Annotated in this window: 2 protein-coding genes; both read right to left on the reverse strand. The window is 65.9% G+C overall.

Translation table 11 applies throughout. The annotated features are described in order from the left end of the window. Positions 1-54: 54 nt before the first annotated feature. Entirely contained in the window at positions 55-825 is a 771-nt protein-coding gene (istB, locus tag ACWV17_RS33775) for an IS21-like element helper ATPase IstB (protein WP_455362663.1), read from the reverse strand. Continuing rightward, a partial coding sequence (istA, locus tag ACWV17_RS33780) for an IS21 family transposase (protein ID WP_455362664.1) occupies positions 822-1,912 on the reverse strand: 1,091 nt, incomplete at its 5' end. The genes istB and istA, both read right to left, overlap by 4 nt.

Consider the following 1,912-nt stretch of genomic DNA (forward strand, 5'->3'; position numbering starts at 1 on the left):
TGTCGGCGTACGGCCTTAGCTCCCCAGTTGTGTACAGACGAACGTCCCCAGACGTCAGGCCACTTCGGTCTCTCGCTCGATGGCCTTGAGGCGGTTCTTCAGCCGGTAGCTGTTGCCGTTGATGGGCACGACTTCACAGTGGTGGAGTAGGCGGTCGAGGATCGCGGTGGCCAGCACCTCGTCGCCGAAGACCTGGCCCCACTCGCTGAAGGTCTTGTTCGAGGTCAGGATGATCGAACCCTTCTCGTAGCGTTTGGAGATGACTTGGAAGACCAGGTTCGCCTCGGATCGCTCGAGGGGCTGGTATCCGACTTCATCGACTACGAGGACACTCGGACGCAAGTAGGAGCCGAGTTTGCGGGCCAGGCGTCCTGCGGCCTCGGCGGTTTTGAGATTGCGGACCATGTCGTCGAGGCTGGTGAAGTAGATCGAGTAGCCGGCCCGGCACGCGGCGACCGCCAGCGCGACGGCGATGTGGGTCTTGCCGACTCCGGGCGGCCCGAGCAGGGCAGCGTTCGCTTTGGCCTCAACGAACGACAGAGTCGCGAGATCCTTGATCTTGCGTGGGTCGAGTTCGGGCTGGAAGGAGAAGTCGTACTCATCCAGCGTCTTGTGGTGCGGCAGCCTCGAGGTCCGCAGGCCCTGGCGGAAACGACGGTCGTCGCGGACGGCGAGTTCCTCGGACAACACCAGGTCAAGGAAGTCGAGGTAGCCCATCTTCGCTTCGTCGGCCCGTCGGGTGTAGTCGTTGACGGTTTCGGCGAGGTGAGGCAGACCGAGCTTGGCGGCCGTAGTGCGGATGCGGTTTCCGGTCAGCTCGCTCAAGACGTGTCCTTGCTCTGGGAACGGGTGGTGAATGGGCGGGTGCCGGTCAGCTCGTCATAGACCGACAAAGGTCGGCGCCCGACCTCGATCCGGCTGGCCGCAGCCCGGTTCAACAGGGCCTCCAGCGGCCCGGATTCCTCACCACGCAGACGCTCGCGGTGAGGCTGGTCAGGGATGTCGCCGGTGGTCGTCCGGCGTCCCCTGCCGGTGGGCAGGCCATCCCAGTGCTTCTCCTCGACGACCCGGACCCCGCGACCGACCGCCCGCGGGTGCATGGCCAGCAGGGTCTCGCCGCTGGTGTCGGGGACGGTCGAATGCAGCCGGACCTGTGACTTCGTGGCACGGATCTCCACCAGCTGGCGGGGGCGGACCTTGCGGGCGGGCACCGAGTAGAGGTTGCCGCCGAAGGCCACCAGACAGTCCTTGCCGACCGGCCGCAGATGCCGCTCGGCCACCAGATACGGGGTGGGCGGTAACGGCCGCAGAGCCGCGTGATCGCGAGCTGCCCGCTCGCCGATGACCTCCCGGTGCGTCTTGTGGATCTGAGCCCGCCGATGCGGCACCCACGTGGTGAACGCGGCATCCATCTCCTCGATGGAGGAGAAGGCACGGCCGGACAGGACGTGATCGCGGACGATCAGCACCTGACGTTCGACCCGGCCTTTGCCGGTGGGCCGGTAGGCGGCCAGCACGTCGATGTCGAAGTCGTAATGGCCAGCGAATCCTGCCGCCTCCGGATGCAGAGGAACCGCCTCACCAGGGGCGACATGGCGACGGACAACGGTCTTGGTGCGGTCGTAGACGATCGTCATCGGCGCCCCTCCGAAGTGCGCGAACGCCCGGCGGTGGCAGTCGAAGAACGTCTGCAGGTCCTGGCTGGTGGTGAAACAGCAGAACGGGTCACGTGAGTACGACAGGACCATGTGGAAGGAGTAGACCTTCGTGATGCCCATATGGGCGAGGATCTTTCCCTCGTCGCCCCAGTCGACCTGGGCCTGGGCACCGGGAATCACCTCGAACCGGCGGTGCATGCCCGCCAGTTCCCGAGGCGTAATGCCGAGCTCTCCGGCGATCCGCGGTCGGGCTT

The sequence above is a fragment of the Streptomyces mabaensis genome (assembly GCF_053763515.1).